Source organism: Streptomyces sp. R41, from assembly GCF_041053055.1.
Lineage (GTDB): Bacteria > Actinomycetota > Actinomycetes > Streptomycetales > Streptomycetaceae > Streptomyces.
In genome coordinates this window covers 2,152,309-2,165,525 of sequence record NZ_CP163443.1, presented here as the reverse complement: position 1 = coordinate 2,165,525, position 13,217 = coordinate 2,152,309, and the positions used below count along the sequence as shown (strand labels likewise).

At 70.8% G+C, this 13,217-nt stretch carries 13 protein-coding genes; 6 read left to right on the top strand and 7 right to left on the bottom strand.

Going from position 1 to position 13,217, the window contains the following annotated elements:
- Nucleotides 1-5 precede the first annotated feature (5 nt).
- Genes argJ through AB5J53_RS10245 form a run of 4 tightly spaced genes read left to right on the top strand, consistent with a single transcriptional unit; the run spans nt 6 to nt 3,830 of the window.
- Entirely contained in the window at nt 6-1,175 is a 1,170-nt protein-coding gene (gene argJ / locus AB5J53_RS10260) for a bifunctional glutamate N-acetyltransferase/amino-acid acetyltransferase ArgJ (RefSeq protein WP_369245311.1), read from the top strand.
- On the top strand, nt 1,172-2,086 hold the full coding sequence (argB, locus tag AB5J53_RS10255; RefSeq protein ID WP_369245310.1) for an acetylglutamate kinase: 915 nt from the start codon (nt 1,172-1,174) through the stop codon (nt 2,084-2,086). The genes argJ and argB overlap by 4 nt, the downstream gene beginning before the upstream one ends.
- Nucleotides 2,083-3,270: an acetylornithine transaminase gene (locus tag AB5J53_RS10250; RefSeq protein ID WP_369245309.1), complete on the top strand. Its 1,188-nt coding sequence runs from the start codon at nt 2,083-2,085 to the stop codon at nt 3,268-3,270. The genes argB and AB5J53_RS10250 overlap by 4 nt, the downstream gene beginning before the upstream one ends.
- Nucleotides 3,271-3,293: 23 nt before the next feature.
- Nucleotides 3,294-3,830: an arginine repressor gene (locus AB5J53_RS10245; protein WP_369245308.1), complete on the top strand. Its 537-nt coding sequence runs from the start codon at nt 3,294-3,296 to the stop codon at nt 3,828-3,830.
- 142 nt (nt 3,831-3,972) lie between these two features.
- Here the strand turns inward: AB5J53_RS10245 and AB5J53_RS10240 are convergent, their stop codons facing one another.
- The 5 genes from AB5J53_RS10240 to AB5J53_RS10220 all read right to left on the bottom strand — a co-directional run bounded on the left by AB5J53_RS10240 (nt 3,973) and on the right by AB5J53_RS10220 (nt 8,890).
- Nucleotides 3,973-4,761, bottom strand: a complete 789-nt coding sequence (locus AB5J53_RS10240; RefSeq protein ID WP_369245307.1) for an FAD:protein FMN transferase — start codon at nt 4,759-4,761, stop codon at nt 3,973-3,975.
- Nucleotides 4,754-5,554: an FMN-binding protein gene (locus AB5J53_RS10235; RefSeq protein ID WP_369245306.1), complete on the bottom strand. Its 801-nt coding sequence runs from the start codon at nt 5,552-5,554 to the stop codon at nt 4,754-4,756. Before AB5J53_RS10235 ends, AB5J53_RS10240 begins: the two co-directional genes overlap by 8 nt.
- A 19-nt stretch (nt 5,555-5,573) precedes the next feature.
- Nucleotides 5,574-6,911 carry a ferric reductase-like transmembrane domain-containing protein gene (locus tag AB5J53_RS10230; protein ID WP_369252142.1) on the bottom strand — a complete coding sequence of 446 codons (1,338 nt, stop codon included), beginning with the start codon at nt 6,909-6,911 and terminating at the stop codon, nt 5,574-5,576.
- A 124-nt stretch (nt 6,912-7,035) separates the two neighbouring features.
- Entirely contained in the window at nt 7,036-7,521 is a 486-nt protein-coding gene (locus AB5J53_RS10225; RefSeq protein ID WP_369245305.1) for an FMN-binding protein, read from the bottom strand.
- Nucleotides 7,522-7,528: 7 nt separating this feature from the next.
- Nucleotides 7,529-8,890, bottom strand: a complete 1,362-nt coding sequence (locus AB5J53_RS10220) for a ferric reductase-like transmembrane domain-containing protein (protein ID WP_369245304.1) — start codon at nt 8,888-8,890, stop codon at nt 7,529-7,531.
- A 184-nt stretch (nt 8,891-9,074) separates the two neighbouring features.
- Between AB5J53_RS10220 and AB5J53_RS10215 the strand changes: the two genes are divergently transcribed.
- Nucleotides 9,075-9,827: a response regulator transcription factor gene (locus tag AB5J53_RS10215; RefSeq protein WP_369245303.1), complete on the top strand. Its 753-nt coding sequence runs from the start codon at nt 9,075-9,077 to the stop codon at nt 9,825-9,827.
- Nucleotides 9,828-9,928: 101 nt separating this feature from the next.
- A complete protein-coding gene (locus AB5J53_RS10210; protein ID WP_369252140.1) occupies nt 9,929-11,362 on the top strand; it encodes a sensor histidine kinase in 1,434 nt (477 codons plus the stop codon).
- A gap of 135 nt (nt 11,363-11,497) precedes the next feature.
- On the opposite strand, the gene AB5J53_RS10205 is transcribed toward AB5J53_RS10210, so the two are convergent.
- Both AB5J53_RS10205 and AB5J53_RS10200 read right to left on the bottom strand, forming a co-directional pair.
- On the bottom strand, nt 11,498-12,085 hold the full coding sequence (locus tag AB5J53_RS10205) for a pyridoxamine 5'-phosphate oxidase family protein (protein ID WP_369245302.1): 588 nt from the start codon (nt 12,083-12,085) through the stop codon (nt 11,498-11,500).
- A 112-nt stretch (nt 12,086-12,197) separates the two neighbouring features.
- The gene (locus AB5J53_RS10200; protein WP_369245301.1) at nt 12,198-13,034 is read right to left on the bottom strand and encodes a hypothetical protein; all 837 of its coding nucleotides are present in this window, start codon (nt 13,032-13,034) and stop codon (nt 12,198-12,200) included.
- Nucleotides 13,035-13,217: the final 183 nt, after the last annotated feature.

Sequence of the window (13,217 nt, the reverse complement as noted above, 5' to 3'; positions counted from 1 at the left end):
ACGCAGTGAGTGTCACGGCAGCACTGGGATTCACGGCGGCGGGGATCGCCGCCGGGATCAAGGAGAACGGCAACCCGGACCTGGCCCTCGTGGTCAACAACGGGCCCCGCCTCGCCGCCGCGGGCGTCTTCACCTCCAACCGCGTGAAGGCCGCTCCGGTGCTCTGGTCGGAACAGGTGCTGAAGAGCGGCCAGTTGACCGCCGTCGTCCTCAACTCCGGTGGCGCCAACGCCTGTACGGGGCCGAAGGGCTTCCAGGACACCCACGCCACGGCGGAGAAGGTGGCCGAGTCCCTCGACGCCGCGGGGTTCGGCGAGATCGGCGCGGGCACGGTCGCGGTGTGCTCGACCGGCCTCATCGGTGTGCTCCTGCCCATGGACAAGCTCCTGCCGGGCATCGACAACGCCGTCGCCCAGCTCAGCCCGCACGGTGGCGAGAAGGCCGCCATCGCCATCAAGACCACCGACACCGTCCACAAGACCTCCGTGGCCACGGGCGACGGCTGGACCGTCGGCGGCATGGCCAAGGGCGCGGGCATGCTCGCCCCCGGCCTCGCCACCATGCTCGTCGTCCTGACGACGGACGCGGACGTGGACAGCGAGAACCTGGACAAGGCCCTGCGCGCCGCCACCCGCACCACCTTCGACCGCGTGGACTCCGACGGCTGCATGTCCACCAACGACACCGTGCTGCTGCTCGCCTCCGGCGCCTCCGAGGTCACCCCGGGGTACGAGGAGTTCGCGGAGGCCGTGCGAGCGGTCTGCGACGACCTCGGTCAGCAGCTCATCCGTGACGCCGAGGGCGCCAGCAAGGACATCAAGGTCGAGGTCGTCAACGCCGCGACCGAGGACGACGCCGTCGAGGTGGGCCGCTCCATTGCCCGCAACAACCTCCTCAAGTGCGCGATCCACGGTGAAGACCCCAACTGGGGGCGGGTGTTGTCCGCGATCGGCACGACGTCCGCCGCCTTCGAGCCGGACCAGCTCAACGTCGCCATCAACGGCGTCTGGGTCTGCAAGAACGGCGGCGTCGGCGAGGACCGCGAGCTCGTCGACATGCGCTACCGCGAGGTCCACATCGTCGCCGACCTCGCCGCCGGCGGCGAGACCGCCACGATCTGGACCAACGACCTGACCGCCGACTACGTCCACGAGAACAGCGCCTACTCCTCATGAGCAATGTGACGCGGAAACACACCGCACTCCCCAAGGCCCAGATCCTCATCGAGGCGCTGCCCTGGCTGACCCGGCACAACGGCAAGACGGTCGTCGTCAAGTTCGGCGGCAACGCCATGATCGACGAAGAGCTGAAGGCGGCGTTCGCGCAGGACATCGTGTTCCTGCACCACGCCGGGCTGAAGCCCGTCGTCGTGCACGGCGGCGGCCCGCAGATCAGCGCGGCCCTCGACCGGCACGGCATCGTCAGCGAGTTCAAGGCGGGCCTGCGCGTCACGACCGAGGACGCCATGGACGTCGTACGCATGGTGCTGGCCGGACAGGTGCAGCGCGAGCTGGTCGGGCTGCTCAACCAGCACGGGCCGCTCGCCGTCGGCATGACCGGCGAGGACGCGCACACCATCACCGCCACCAAGCACCAGCCCGAGATCGACGGCGAGCTGGTCGACATCGGGCGGGTCGGCGAGATCACCGACATCGACACGGGCGCCATCGAGGCGCTGCTCTCCGACGGCCGGATCCCGGTCGTCTCCTCCATCGCTCGTTCCCAGGACGACGGACATGTCTACAACGTCAATGCTGATACGGCGGCTGCGGCACTCGCTGCGGCACTTGGGGCCGAAACCCTCATGGTCCTCACGGACGTCGAGGGCCTCTACGAGGACTGGCCCAACAGCGACGAGGTGATCAGCCGCCTCACCGCGTCCGAGCTGGAGAAACTGCTGCCCGAGCTGGCCAGCGGCATGGTGCCGAAGATGGAGGGCTGTCTGCACGCCGTGCGCAACGGCGTCACCACGGCCCGCGTCATCGACGGCCGGGTCCAGCACTCGATCCTGCTGGAGATCTTCACCGACGAGGGGATCGGCACGATGGTCGTGCCGGACGACGAGGAAACGGGGGACGCCGCATGACCGGCAACGAAGAGCTCACCGAGCGGTGGCAGGGCTCGCTCATGGACAACTACGGCACGCCCCGGCTGCCGCTGGTCCGGGGCGCCGGCACCAAGCTGTGGGACGCCGACGGCAGGCAGTACCTCGACTTCGTCGGCGGGATCGCGGTCAACGCGCTCGGCCACGCCCACCCCGCGATCGTCGAGGCCGTCGGCAAGCAGATCGGCTCCCTCGGCCATGTCTCCAACCTCTTCGTCGCCGAGCCGCCCGTCGCGCTCGCCGAACGGCTGCTCCAGCTCTTCGGGCGCGAGGGCCGGGTGTACTTCTGCAACTCGGGCGCCGAGGCCAACGAGGGCGCCTTCAAGATCGGCCGGCTCACCGGCCGGACGCACATGGTCGCCACCACCGGCGGCTTCCACGGCCGCACCATGGGCGCCCTCGCGCTCACCGGCCAGCCCGCCAAGCAGGAGCCGTTCCTGCCGCTGCCCGGCGACGTCACGCATGTGCCGTACGGCGACGCGCAGGCCCTGGCCGAAGCGGTCACCGAGGACACCGCCCTGGTGATCATCGAGCCCATCCAGGGCGAGAACGGCGTGGTCGTGCCGCCCGCCGGCTACCTCAAGGCCGCCCGCGCGATCACCGCCGCCACCGGAGCCTTCCTCGTCCTCGACGAGGTGCAGACCGGAATCGGCCGGACAGGACACTGGTTCGAGTACCAGGCCCACGAGGGCGTCCTGCCGGACATCGTCACACTCGCCAAGGGCCTCGGCGGCGGACTGCCGCTCGGCGCCACCGTCGCCTTCGGCCGGGCGGCCGGGCTGCTGAAGCCCGGTCATCACGGCACGACCTTCGGCGGCAACCCGGTCGTCTGTGCCGCCGGGCTGGCCGTGCTCGACACGATCGAGTCCGAAGGACTCCTCGAGAACGTGAAGCGCACGAGCGAGAAACTGCGGGACGGAATCGAGTCACTCGGGCACCCGTTGATCGACCATGTCCGGGGCGCGGGGCTGCTCCTGGGTATCGTGCTCACCGAGCCGCTCGCGCCCCAGGTGCAGCAGGCGGCTCAGGACGCCGGTTTCCTGGTGAACGCGCCCGCCCCCGATGTCGTACGGCTGATGCCGCCGCTGAACCTCGGCGATGACGAAGTGGACGCGTTCCTCCAGGCCCTTCCTGGCGTCCTCGACGCAGCCAACGGGGATGGATGATCCTGAGAAATGGGACGACGACGATGAGTCAGGCGCAGGACCACGAGCACGCAGGGCCTGCCGTGCCGCAGACCCGCACCGCACGCCACCGCCGGATCGTGGACATCCTCAACCGGCAACCGGTGCGCTCCCAGAGCCAGTTGGCGAAGCTTCTCGCCGACGACGGGCTGAACGTCACCCAGGCGACGCTCTCCCGGGACCTGGACGAGCTGAACGCGGTGAAGATCCGCAACAACGACGGCGACCTCATCTACGCGGTACCGAGCGAGGGCGGCTTCCGCACGCCGCGCGCCCCCCTGGGGGAGTCGGCGAAGGAGGAGCGGATGCGGCGGCTGTCCGCGGAGCTGCTGATCTCCGCGGAGGCCTCCGCGAACCTCGTGGTTCTGCGTACCCCGCCGGGCGCCGCGCAGTTCCTCGCCTCGGCCATTGACCAGGCGGAGCTGCACGACATCCTCGGCACCATCGCCGGGGACGACACGTTGCTGCTCATCAGCCGCAACCCGACCGGCGGGCAGGCGCTGGCCGATCACCTGTTGCGGCTGGCTCAGAACCATCACTGAGCTGTACGTCGGTGGAGGCGCACCCCGGGTCGGGGCGCGCCTCCAATTCCGTATGTCCGCGTTCCGCCGCGGGTTGTTCGTGGCTGGTCGCGCCCCCGCGGCGGAGCCGCATGATGTCACAGCCCCGCGCCCTTTATGGGGCTCAGCCCAGTCTTTGAGCCAGCCCCCCGGTGCACCTCACCTCGTCTCCCGCCGTGATCAGCAGGGCCTCGATGTCGGGCAGGGACTCCAGCCAGTCCAGGGCCTGGCGGGAGCCCATCGCGAAGGCTGCCGTCGCCCAGGCGTCGACCCAGGTCAGCCGGGGGCCCACCACCGTCACGGCGACCAGGTCGGTGACCGCGGACTTGCCGGTGCGGGGGTCGACGATGTGGGTGCCGCGCTCGGCCGTGCCGGAGGTGGCCACGGCGAGCTCGTCGACGCCGGCCGCGGAGACCACGGCGGCGAGTGAGCCCGGGCGCAGCGGGTCCGACACGCCGACCCGCCAGGGCCGGTGCGACCCGGGCACGCCGCACAGCTGGACGTCGCCGCCGCCGTTGACGCTCACTCCGCTCGCGCCGGCCGCCGCGATGAGCCGGGCCGCGCGCTCGGTCGCCCAGCCCTTCACGATCCCCGTCGGGTCGAGCTCTCCCTGGTACGTCGTGCTGAACCAGCCCTCGCTCAGCCGCTCCGCCTGCGCGCCCAGACCGAGGACCTCGGCGACCTCCGGATCGCACTCCTCTACCGTCAGCTCACCGCGCGCGAGACGCGAGATCTGGCTGTCCTCGCGGTAGGTGCTGAACACCTCGTCCACGCGGTGGAGTTGGGCGATCGCCTCCTCCAACGCCGCCTGCACGACCGCCGGTTCCCCTCCGCGTACGTCGAAGGAGAAGACCGTGCCCATGACCTCCTCGGCATGGCGCAGCGCGGGCGGGGCCTGCGCGGGCTCAGCCACCGGCCTTGTCCAGGGCCGACTGCAGGGACTGCTTGTATCCGCCACTGGTGTAGGTGGCGCCGGAGACGGCGTCGATGTCGGCGCTCCCGGCGGCGACGGCTTCCTGGTTGAGTGCGGGGATGGCCAGGGCGGTCTTCTGGCTGCTGGTTCCACCGCTGGGCGCCTGGACGGCCTCGGCCCTGGTGATCTTGTCGCCGGTGAGGGTGAGGCGGACCTGGACGGGCCCGTACTGGGTCTGGGCCACGTTTCCGGTGACGGTGCGGGTCTGTGTGGCGGGGGCCTGCGGCGACGAGGAGGCCCCCGCCGCCCCCGAGGATCCCGACGTACCGCCGGCGGCCTTCGCCTTGTCCAGGGCCGACTGCAGGGACTGCTTGTAGCCGCCGCTCGTGTACGTCGCCCCCGAGACCGCGTCGATGTCCGCGCTCTGTGCGGCGATTGCTTCCTGGTTGAGTTTGGGTACGGCCAGGGCGGTCTTCTGGTCGCTGGTTCCGCCCTTGGGGGCCTGGACGGCGTCCGCCTTGGTGATCTTGCCGCCGCTCATGGTCAGCTGTACCTGGACCGGCCCGTACTGGGTCTTCACCACGTCACCGGTGACGGTCTGCGTGCCCGTCTGCTGCGAGCCGCCGCCCTGCGGCGACTCCTGCCCGGCCGCCGTCTGCTGGGGCGTCGTTCCGCCCGCCGCCGACGCCGCGGCCGGATCGGAGGCCGGCTTCAGCGACAGCAGCAGGACGATCCCGGACACGGTGGCGGCGGTGGCGAGCACGACGCGCCGAATGGGGTGGCTCTTCTTCATCGCTCCTGACTCCCGTCGCTCACATCTCGAACGACTCGTGATGGATGCGGCGGGCGGGGACCCCCGCGCCGCGCAGTGCTTCGTACACCTGCTGCGCGAAGCCGGGCGGCCCGCACATGAAGACGTCGTGGCGGTCGATGTCCGGCAGCTTGCGGCGCAGCGACTCCGCCGAGATGTCCGGGCGCTCCCCTTCGGGACTGTTCACCGCGTACATCAGGCGGGCCCCGCGCTCCTTGGAGATGGCGGCGAGCTCGTCCCACAGGGCCAGGTCCTGGGTGCTGTTGGCCCGGTAGAGCAGCGTCAGGTCGCCGGACGCGCCGGGCAGCGTCTCGAACAGCGCCCGCATCGGCGTGATGCCGACGCCGCCCGCCACCAGGAGCACCTTGCCGCGGCTGCGCTTGCCCGCCGTCAGCGCCCCGTACGGGCCCTCCGCCCAGACCCGGGTGCCCGGCTCCAGGTCGCGCAGCGCGGCGCTGTGGTCGCCGATCGCCTTCACGGTGATGCGCAGCATGTTGGGGCGGGGCGCCGCCGACAGCGAGTACGGGTGGGAGCTGAGCCGCATCCCCGGCGCCAGGAAGCGCCAGCGGAAGAACTGCCCGGCCTCCGCGCCCATCCGGTGCAGCTTCCGCCCGCTGATCAGCACCGACACGATCCCGGGCGTCTCCTCGATCACCGCCTCGACCCGCATCCGGTGCTTCACGTTGAGCCGGATCGGCGCGAGGACCCGGTACCAGATCACCAGCGCGGTCACCGACCCGTACAGCCCGTACCAGGCGGTCTTCGCGGCGGGCTCGACGGCGAAGTCGTTGCCGGTGGACAGCTGGTGCCAGAACGTCAGGAACACGGCGGCGTACGTCAGCAAGTGGACGTGATACCAGGTGTCGTACGGGATCAGACGGCGGATCCCGCCGATGGAGATGAACCCGATGAGCACCAGCAGACCCGTGCCGATCGCGGCCTTGCCCATGTCGGGCAGCTGGTTCACCGAGTCGATGGTCTGCTGCACGATCCCGCCGAGCCCCTTGCCCGACTGCAGGGCGTAGCCCCACATGGTCAGGAAGAGGTGGGCCAGGACCAGGCAGATCGTGTACCGGCCGCTCATGGCGTGCCAGCGCGCGACCCGGTCGGAGCCCACCCGGCGCTCCAGGGCGGGAACGCGGGCCATCTGCAGCACCACGAGCGCCATCAGGTAGCCGGCGAGCAGTCCGGTGATCCGGCCCGCGTTGAGGATCTTGCTGTTGTCGTCCGCGATGGACGGGGTGTTGTTCCACCACAGCCAGATGACCCCGGCCGCGCCCGCCCAGACGGCGAGCAGCAACGGGACGGCGGGCGAGCGGCGAGGGCGGATACGGCGCATGGTCTGGCGCCGCGCGGCGCGACCACCGGCGATCGTGGACACGGTTCCTCCGTGTTCGTCCGTGGGGACGGGGCAAGGGGAGTGGTCCCCTGGCCCAGAGATACGGCCCACGACGGCAGTGCGTTCAGAGGCCCGCGGAGTCCAGTGCCGACTGGAGGGACTGCTTGTAACCGTCACTGGTGTACGTGGCACCGGAGACCGAGTCGATCTGCGCGCTCTGCGCGGCCAGCGCCTCGCGCCTGAGCTGGGGTATCGCGTAGCTGTTGATCTCCTGGTCCTTCGGATTGTCCGAGGGGTAGGCGACCGCGGTGACGTCAGTGATCTTTCCGTTCTTGAGCGTGATGCGCACCTGGACGGGGCCCCAACGGGTCTGGACCGTCTCACCGGTGACGGTCTTGGTGCCCGTGCTCTTCGTGCTCCCGGAGGAGCTGCCCGAGGAGGTTCCAGGGGACGGGGCCTGGGTCTGGGACTGGCCGGCGGACGAGGACGCCTGCGCCACGGTCGGCGGCGTGTGCGGCTTCAGCGACAGCAGCAGGACGACACCGGTGACTGTACTGGCGGCCGCCAGTACGACGCGGCGCAGCGGACGTTGCTTCTTCAGGGCGTGCAAGGCGGCCTCACAGCTCGAACGACTCGTGGTGGATACGGCGGTCGGGGACACCCGCCGCGCGCAGCGCCCCGTACAGGTCCTGCGCCATCGCGGGCGGGCCGCACAGGTAGACGTCGTGCGCCGCGAGGTCGGGCACGCTCGCCCGCAGGGACTCGGCGGTGAACCGCGGGCGTGTGCCGTCGGCGCCGTTGACCGCGTACAGGACGCGCGCGCCGCGCCACTTCGCGATGGCCTCCAACTCGCCGCCCAGCGCGAGGTCTTCGGCCGTACGCGCCCGGTAGAGGAGGGTGACCTGGCCCGGCAGGGTCTCGAACAGGGCGCGCAACGGCGTGATGCCGACGCCGCCCGCGATCAGCAGCGCCTTCGACGAGGTGCGCCGTTCGGCGGTCAGCGAGCCGTACGGGCCTTCCGCCCACACCCGGGTGCCGGGCCGCAGCAGCCCCACCGCGGCGCTGTGGTCGCCCAGCGCCTTCACGGTGATCCGCATCCGGTCCGGCCGTGGCGGCGCCGACAGCGAGTACGGCGTGGAGGTCCAACGCATCCCGTCCGAGAGGAACCGCCAGCGGAAGAACTGTCCCGCCTGGGCGTTCAGTTCGTCCAGCCGTTCCCCGCGCACCACGATGGAGAAGACCCCCGGCGCCTCGCGGTACACGGACTCCACGCGCAGCCGGTGGCGCAGATTGAGCCGCACCGGGACGAGCAGCCTGAACCACCCGACCAGCGCGGCCGTGCCCAGGTAGAGCACGTACCAGGCGGCCTGGGCGACGTTGTCGCCGACGAGGTCGGAGCCGAGTGCGAGCTGGTGGAAGAAGGCGAGGAAGACCGCCACGTACGTGAGCAGGTGCACGTAGTACCAGAACTCGTGGCGGATCCGACGGCGGGCCGCACGCGCCGAGGTGATCCCGACGGCGAAGAGGATGAGCGTGCCGATCGTGGCCTTGAGCATGTCCGGATAGTCGAACACCACGCTCAGCGTCTCGTGCACGATGCCCGACCCGTCCTGGGCCGCGTACCCGAAGAGGATCAGCGTGACATGCGCGACGAGCAGGCAGATGGTGTACCGGCCCGCCATGGCGTGCCAGCGGGCAACCCGGTCGGAGCCTATGCGCCGCTCCAGGAGGGGAACGCGGGCCATCAGCGCCACCAGCACCGCACAGCTGTAGCCGCACAGCAGCCCGGCGATCCGCCCGGCGTCGGTCAGCCATCCGGCGAGGCCCACCACCGACCGGGTGTCGGTCCACCACAGGGCGACGACGGCGACGGCTCCGGCCCAGAGCAGGGCCAGCAGCGGCCCGGCGGGCGAGGGGCGGGGTCGCCTGCGTCCTCGGGTGGGGCGCGGGACCGCAGCCCGCTCGTACACCGTGGTCATCTGTCCGTCCTTCCGGCTGTCCGGGAGGAAACTGTGCGTCCGGAACTTCTGAGGAAGCTCTGAACAGGGGCTTTCGGCGGAGACTCACAGGAAACCGAGAGCGAAGAGGAGAGGCGACTCAGAGGAAACTCAGAGGCGCCGCGGGGAGGTGCGGCCTCCGGGAAGAGCGATGCTGGAAGACGACATGAACACTCCCCGCTCCCGAGGCAACGGCCGGCCCGCGCTCACCCGGCCCGACGGCACCCCTGTACGCGTCCTCGTCGTCGACGACGACCCCGATCTGGCCGAGGTCCTCTCCGGTGCCCTGCGCTACGAGGGCTGGGAGGTGCGCACGGCGGGCGACGGGGCCTCGGCCGTCGCCGGGGCGCGGGAGCTGCTGCCCGACGCCGTCGTCCTCGATGTGATGCTCCCGGACACCGACGGCTTCCATGTGCTGCGCGACCTGCACACCGTGAAGCCCGACGTCTGCGTCCTCTTCCTCACCGCGCGGGACGCCGTCGAGGACCGTATCGCCGGCATCACCGCGGGCGGCGACGACTACGTCACCAAGCCGTTCAGTCTGGAGGAGGTCGTCGCCCGGCTGCGCGGGCTGCTCCGCCGCGCGGGCATGGCCAGGCAGCTGGACGAGGGACCGCGGCTGGTCGTCGGCGACCTGGTCATGGACGAGGAGGCCCGTGAGGTGACCCGGGGCGGCGAGCTGATCGAGCTGTCGCCGACCGAGTTCGAGCTCCTGCGTTTCCTGATGCGCAACCCGCGCCGGGTCCTCAGCAAGGCGCAGATCCTCGACCGCGTCTGGTCGTACGACTTCGGCGGCCAGGCCCATGTCGTGGAGCTCTACATCTCGTATCTGCGCAAGAAGGTGGACGCGGGCCGCGAGCCCATGATCCACACGGTGCGCGGCGCCGGATACGTGATCAAGCCGGTGGCGGGACGATGAGCCCGCGGTGGTGGCCGTGGGCGAGTCGGCAGTCGTCGTGGGTGAGGGGACGGTGGGCGTGGCTGGGGGCGGGCGTGCGCGGGCTGCCGCGCCCGCGCACGATGCGGGCCCGGCTCACCGCCGGGCTCGTGGTGCTGCTCGCCGTCAGCTGCGCCGCCGTCGGGGTGGCCGCCGTGTACGAATTGAACGGCTTCCTTACCGGCCGCCTCGACCAGCAACTGCACGACGTGGGAGCGCGGTTCCCGGCGAGCCTGGAGCACGGGGCTGTGAAGCCGTCGGACCACGACGGCGACGAACACGGCGACACCCGCAACCAGAGCGCCGGGACCCTCGGCGCCCGGCTGGTGGGCCAGGACGTCACCAACGCGGCGGTCGTACCCTCCGGCGGCAAGGCGACCGCCGTGAACGTGGCCGTGACAGCCGCCGACAAGAAGGCCCTCGCCGGAGTCCCGCTCGACGGCGGTGGACACACCATCTGCCTGTCGGCGGTGGGCGAGTACCGGGTGACGGCGGCGCCGGGCCGCGACGGCGACGTCCTGATCACCGGGTTGCCGATGGAGCCCGTCACGGCCGCGGTCCACCGTCTGGAACTGGTGGCCTCCGCCGTCTTCGGCGCGGCTCTCGCCGTCGCCGGCGTCACCGGCGCCCTCTGGGTGCGCTGGTCACTGCGCCCGCTGAACCGGGTCGCCGCGACCGCGACCCGGGTCAGCGAACTCCCGCTCGCCAGCGGCGAGGTGGCGCTGCCGCCACGTGCGCCCGAGTCCGACCCGCGCAGCGAGGTGGGCCGGGTCGCCGGTGCCTTCAACCGCATGCTCGGCCATGTCGAGGACGCGCTGACCAAGCGGCACGCGAGCGAGGAACGGCTGCGCAGCTTCGCCGCCGACGCCAGCCATGAGCTGCGCACCCCGGTGGCCTCGGTCCGCGGCCACGCCGAACTGGCGTTGTTGCACCCGGGCCCGGTGCCCCCCAAGGTGACCCGCGCCCTGGAACGCATCGCCGCCGAGTCGGCCCGCATGGGCGAGATGGTCGACGACCTGCTGCTCCTCGCCCGCCTCGACGCGGGCCGTCCGCTGGAACGGCTCCCCGTCGACCTCACCCACCTCGTCCTCGACGCGGTCACCGACGCACGGGCCGTGGGCCCCGACCACCGCTGGACGCTGGAGCTGGCGGAGGAGCCGGTGACGGTGACCGGTGACGCGCACCGGCTCCAACAGGTGTTGGCCAACTTGTTGGCCAACGCTCGTTTGCACACGCCCGTTGGCACCAAGGTGACGGTGTCGCTGGAGACCGACGACAAGACGGCCGTCCTCACGGTCCACGACGATGGCCCGGGAGTCCCGGAGGACGTGCAACCCGGCGTCTTCGAACGCTTCACCCGAGCCGACCGCCGCCGCACCGAGGGCGCGGGCGGCGGCGCGGGGCTGGGACTGTCGATCGTGGCGGCGGTGGTGGAAGCGCACGGAGGCACGGTCGCACTCGAGAGCCGTCCGGGCACGACAACGTTCACGGTCCGCCTGTCAACCAAGGGCGGCTGAGGCACCCCTCAAGGGGCGCGGACACATGCGGCTCCGCCGCACGGGCGCGACCGGCCACACACGACCGGTAGCCACGAGACGGCCCACACCCCTACACCGCAGTCGTGCTCTCGGTGCAGGCGCCGCGCGCATGGCTCAGACCGGGGACGGCGGCAGCGGCAGCGGCAACCCAGGCAGGCCGTCCAGGCTCGTGGCGATGTGCTCCTTCTTGCCGAAGTACTCGCTGAGCGAGGTGTCGTCCTCGCGCGCGAACCGCTTGCCGTGCAGATCGCGATCCTCGTCGTACGACATGAAGGGCACCGCGTAACCACAGGTGTCACGGACGAGTTCGGCGCTCACCACGATGATCGCGCGCAGGCCGTGCGGGGTCGGGTCGATGTCCGGGAAGTGTGTGAGCAGTTCCGGGAAGCGCGGATCGTCCCGGAAGACGGGCTCACCGCGGCCGTGCACCCGGACGATGTTGGGCGGGCCCTGGAAGGCGCACCACATGAGGGTGACCCGGCCGTTCTCCCGCAGATGCGCGATCGTCTCGGCGTTGCTTCCCGCGAAGTCCAGATAGGCCACGGTCAGCTCGTCGAGCACGGCGAACGAGCCGGTGAGCCCCTTGGGGGAGAGGTTGATGGTGCCGTCCCCGGACAGGGGCGCGGTCGCGGTGAAGAAGAGGGGCTGCGCCTCGATGAACGTACGCAGGCGGCCGTCTATGCGCTCATAAGTCTTTCCCATGTCTAACGATTATTGAGGAAAGTCTTTCGCCTGTCTAATGAATTGATGGTTCCGGTAGGCCCGTGGCCGCCCCCGGCCGGCGTTGCGCGGGGCGGCCACAGCGCCTGTCATGTCACTTGGTGAGCGTGCAGGCGGCGAGGGAGTCCAGGCCCTGCGGCTTGGCCGCGGTGCGGCCGATGGAGATGGCGATGCGGTCGATGGTGGAGACGCGCTTGTCCTTCAGGGGGCCGAGGATCGCGTTCTGGACGAAGTTGGGGCCGCCCTGGCCGACGGTGTTCGCCAGCCGCGTGTTCGCCTCGGAGAGCTGGGTGTTCAGCAGCGCCAGATTGCGGTCGACCTCGGCCTTGGCGGAGGCGGGAACCGCGGGCAGCTTCGACGCGACGTCGGGGCAGGAGATGGTGCCCGCCGTGTTGGTGTTTCCGCTGCCGCCGCCCGCCTGAGCGGTCGCCGGCGCGCTCGCGGAAGCGGCCGCACTCGGCGTGGCGGCGGCCCCGCCTCCCGCCGAGTTCAGCGTGCACGGCGCCAGGGCGTCCAGCCCCTGCGGCTTGGCCGCGGTGCGCCCGATGGCCGTCGCGATGCGATTGATGGTGGCGACCCGCTTGTCCTTGAGGGGGCCGAGGATCGCGTTCTGGACGAAGTTCGGTCCGCCTTGGCCGACCGTGTCGACCAGCCTCTTGTCGGCCTCGGAGATCTGCGTGTTCAGGAGCGCCAGATTGCGGTCGACCTCGGCCTTGGCGGAGGCGGGAACCGCGGGCAGGCTCGGCGCGACGGCCGGGCAGTTCACCGTGCCCGGGGACGCGGCCTTCGTCGTGGCGTTCTGGCCGCTGTTCTTGGACGTCTCCCCGGCCAAGGCGGAACCGGCGATCACCGCCCCTGACAACACCACCGCGGCGGCGCCGCCGATCATCACTACGCGGCGCTTGTGGTACTTCGGAAGAGCCCTGGACATGCGGAAGCCTCACTTGGTCAGGAGTGGGTGCACGGGAGTGGATCGACGAACGCGGCGCCTGCGTTCGGAGTGAAGTACGAGAAAGCGGTTTCACGCGTTCAATCGCTTCCGGGATTTCCGAGTCGGCGACCCCTGGATTGACGAATCATGCAGAGCCCTGCATACTCATGCATATCAGCGAAT

Coding starts and splice junctions, on each gene's coding strand:
- argB (WP_369245310.1), top strand. CDS start 1,172: ATGAGCAATGTGACGCGGAAACACACCGCACTCCCCAAGGCCCAGATC.
- AB5J53_RS10250 (WP_369245309.1), top strand. CDS start 2,083: ATGACCGGCAACGAAGAGCTCACCGAGCGGTGGCAGGGCTCGCTCATG.
- AB5J53_RS10245 (WP_369245308.1), top strand. CDS start 3,294: ATGAGTCAGGCGCAGGACCACGAGCACGCAGGGCCTGCCGTGCCGCAG.
- AB5J53_RS10235 (WP_369245306.1), bottom strand. CDS start 5,554: ATGAAGAAGAGCCACCCCATTCGGCGCGTCGTGCTCGCCACCGCCGCC.
- AB5J53_RS10230 (WP_369252142.1), bottom strand. CDS start 6,911: ATGCGCCGTATCCGCCCTCGCCGCTCGCCCGCCGTCCCGTTGCTGCTC.
- AB5J53_RS10220 (WP_369245304.1), bottom strand. CDS start 8,890: ATGACCACGGTGTACGAGCGGGCTGCGGTCCCGCGCCCCACCCGAGGA.
- AB5J53_RS10215 (WP_369245303.1), top strand. CDS start 9,075: ATGAACACTCCCCGCTCCCGAGGCAACGGCCGGCCCGCGCTCACCCGG.
- AB5J53_RS10210 (WP_369252140.1), top strand. CDS start 9,929: ATGCGGGCCCGGCTCACCGCCGGGCTCGTGGTGCTGCTCGCCGTCAGC.
- AB5J53_RS10205 (WP_369245302.1), bottom strand. CDS start 12,085: ATGGGAAAGACTTATGAGCGCATAGACGGCCGCCTGCGTACGTTCATC.
- AB5J53_RS10200 (WP_369245301.1), bottom strand. CDS start 13,034: ATGTCCAGGGCTCTTCCGAAGTACCACAAGCGCCGCGTAGTGATGATC.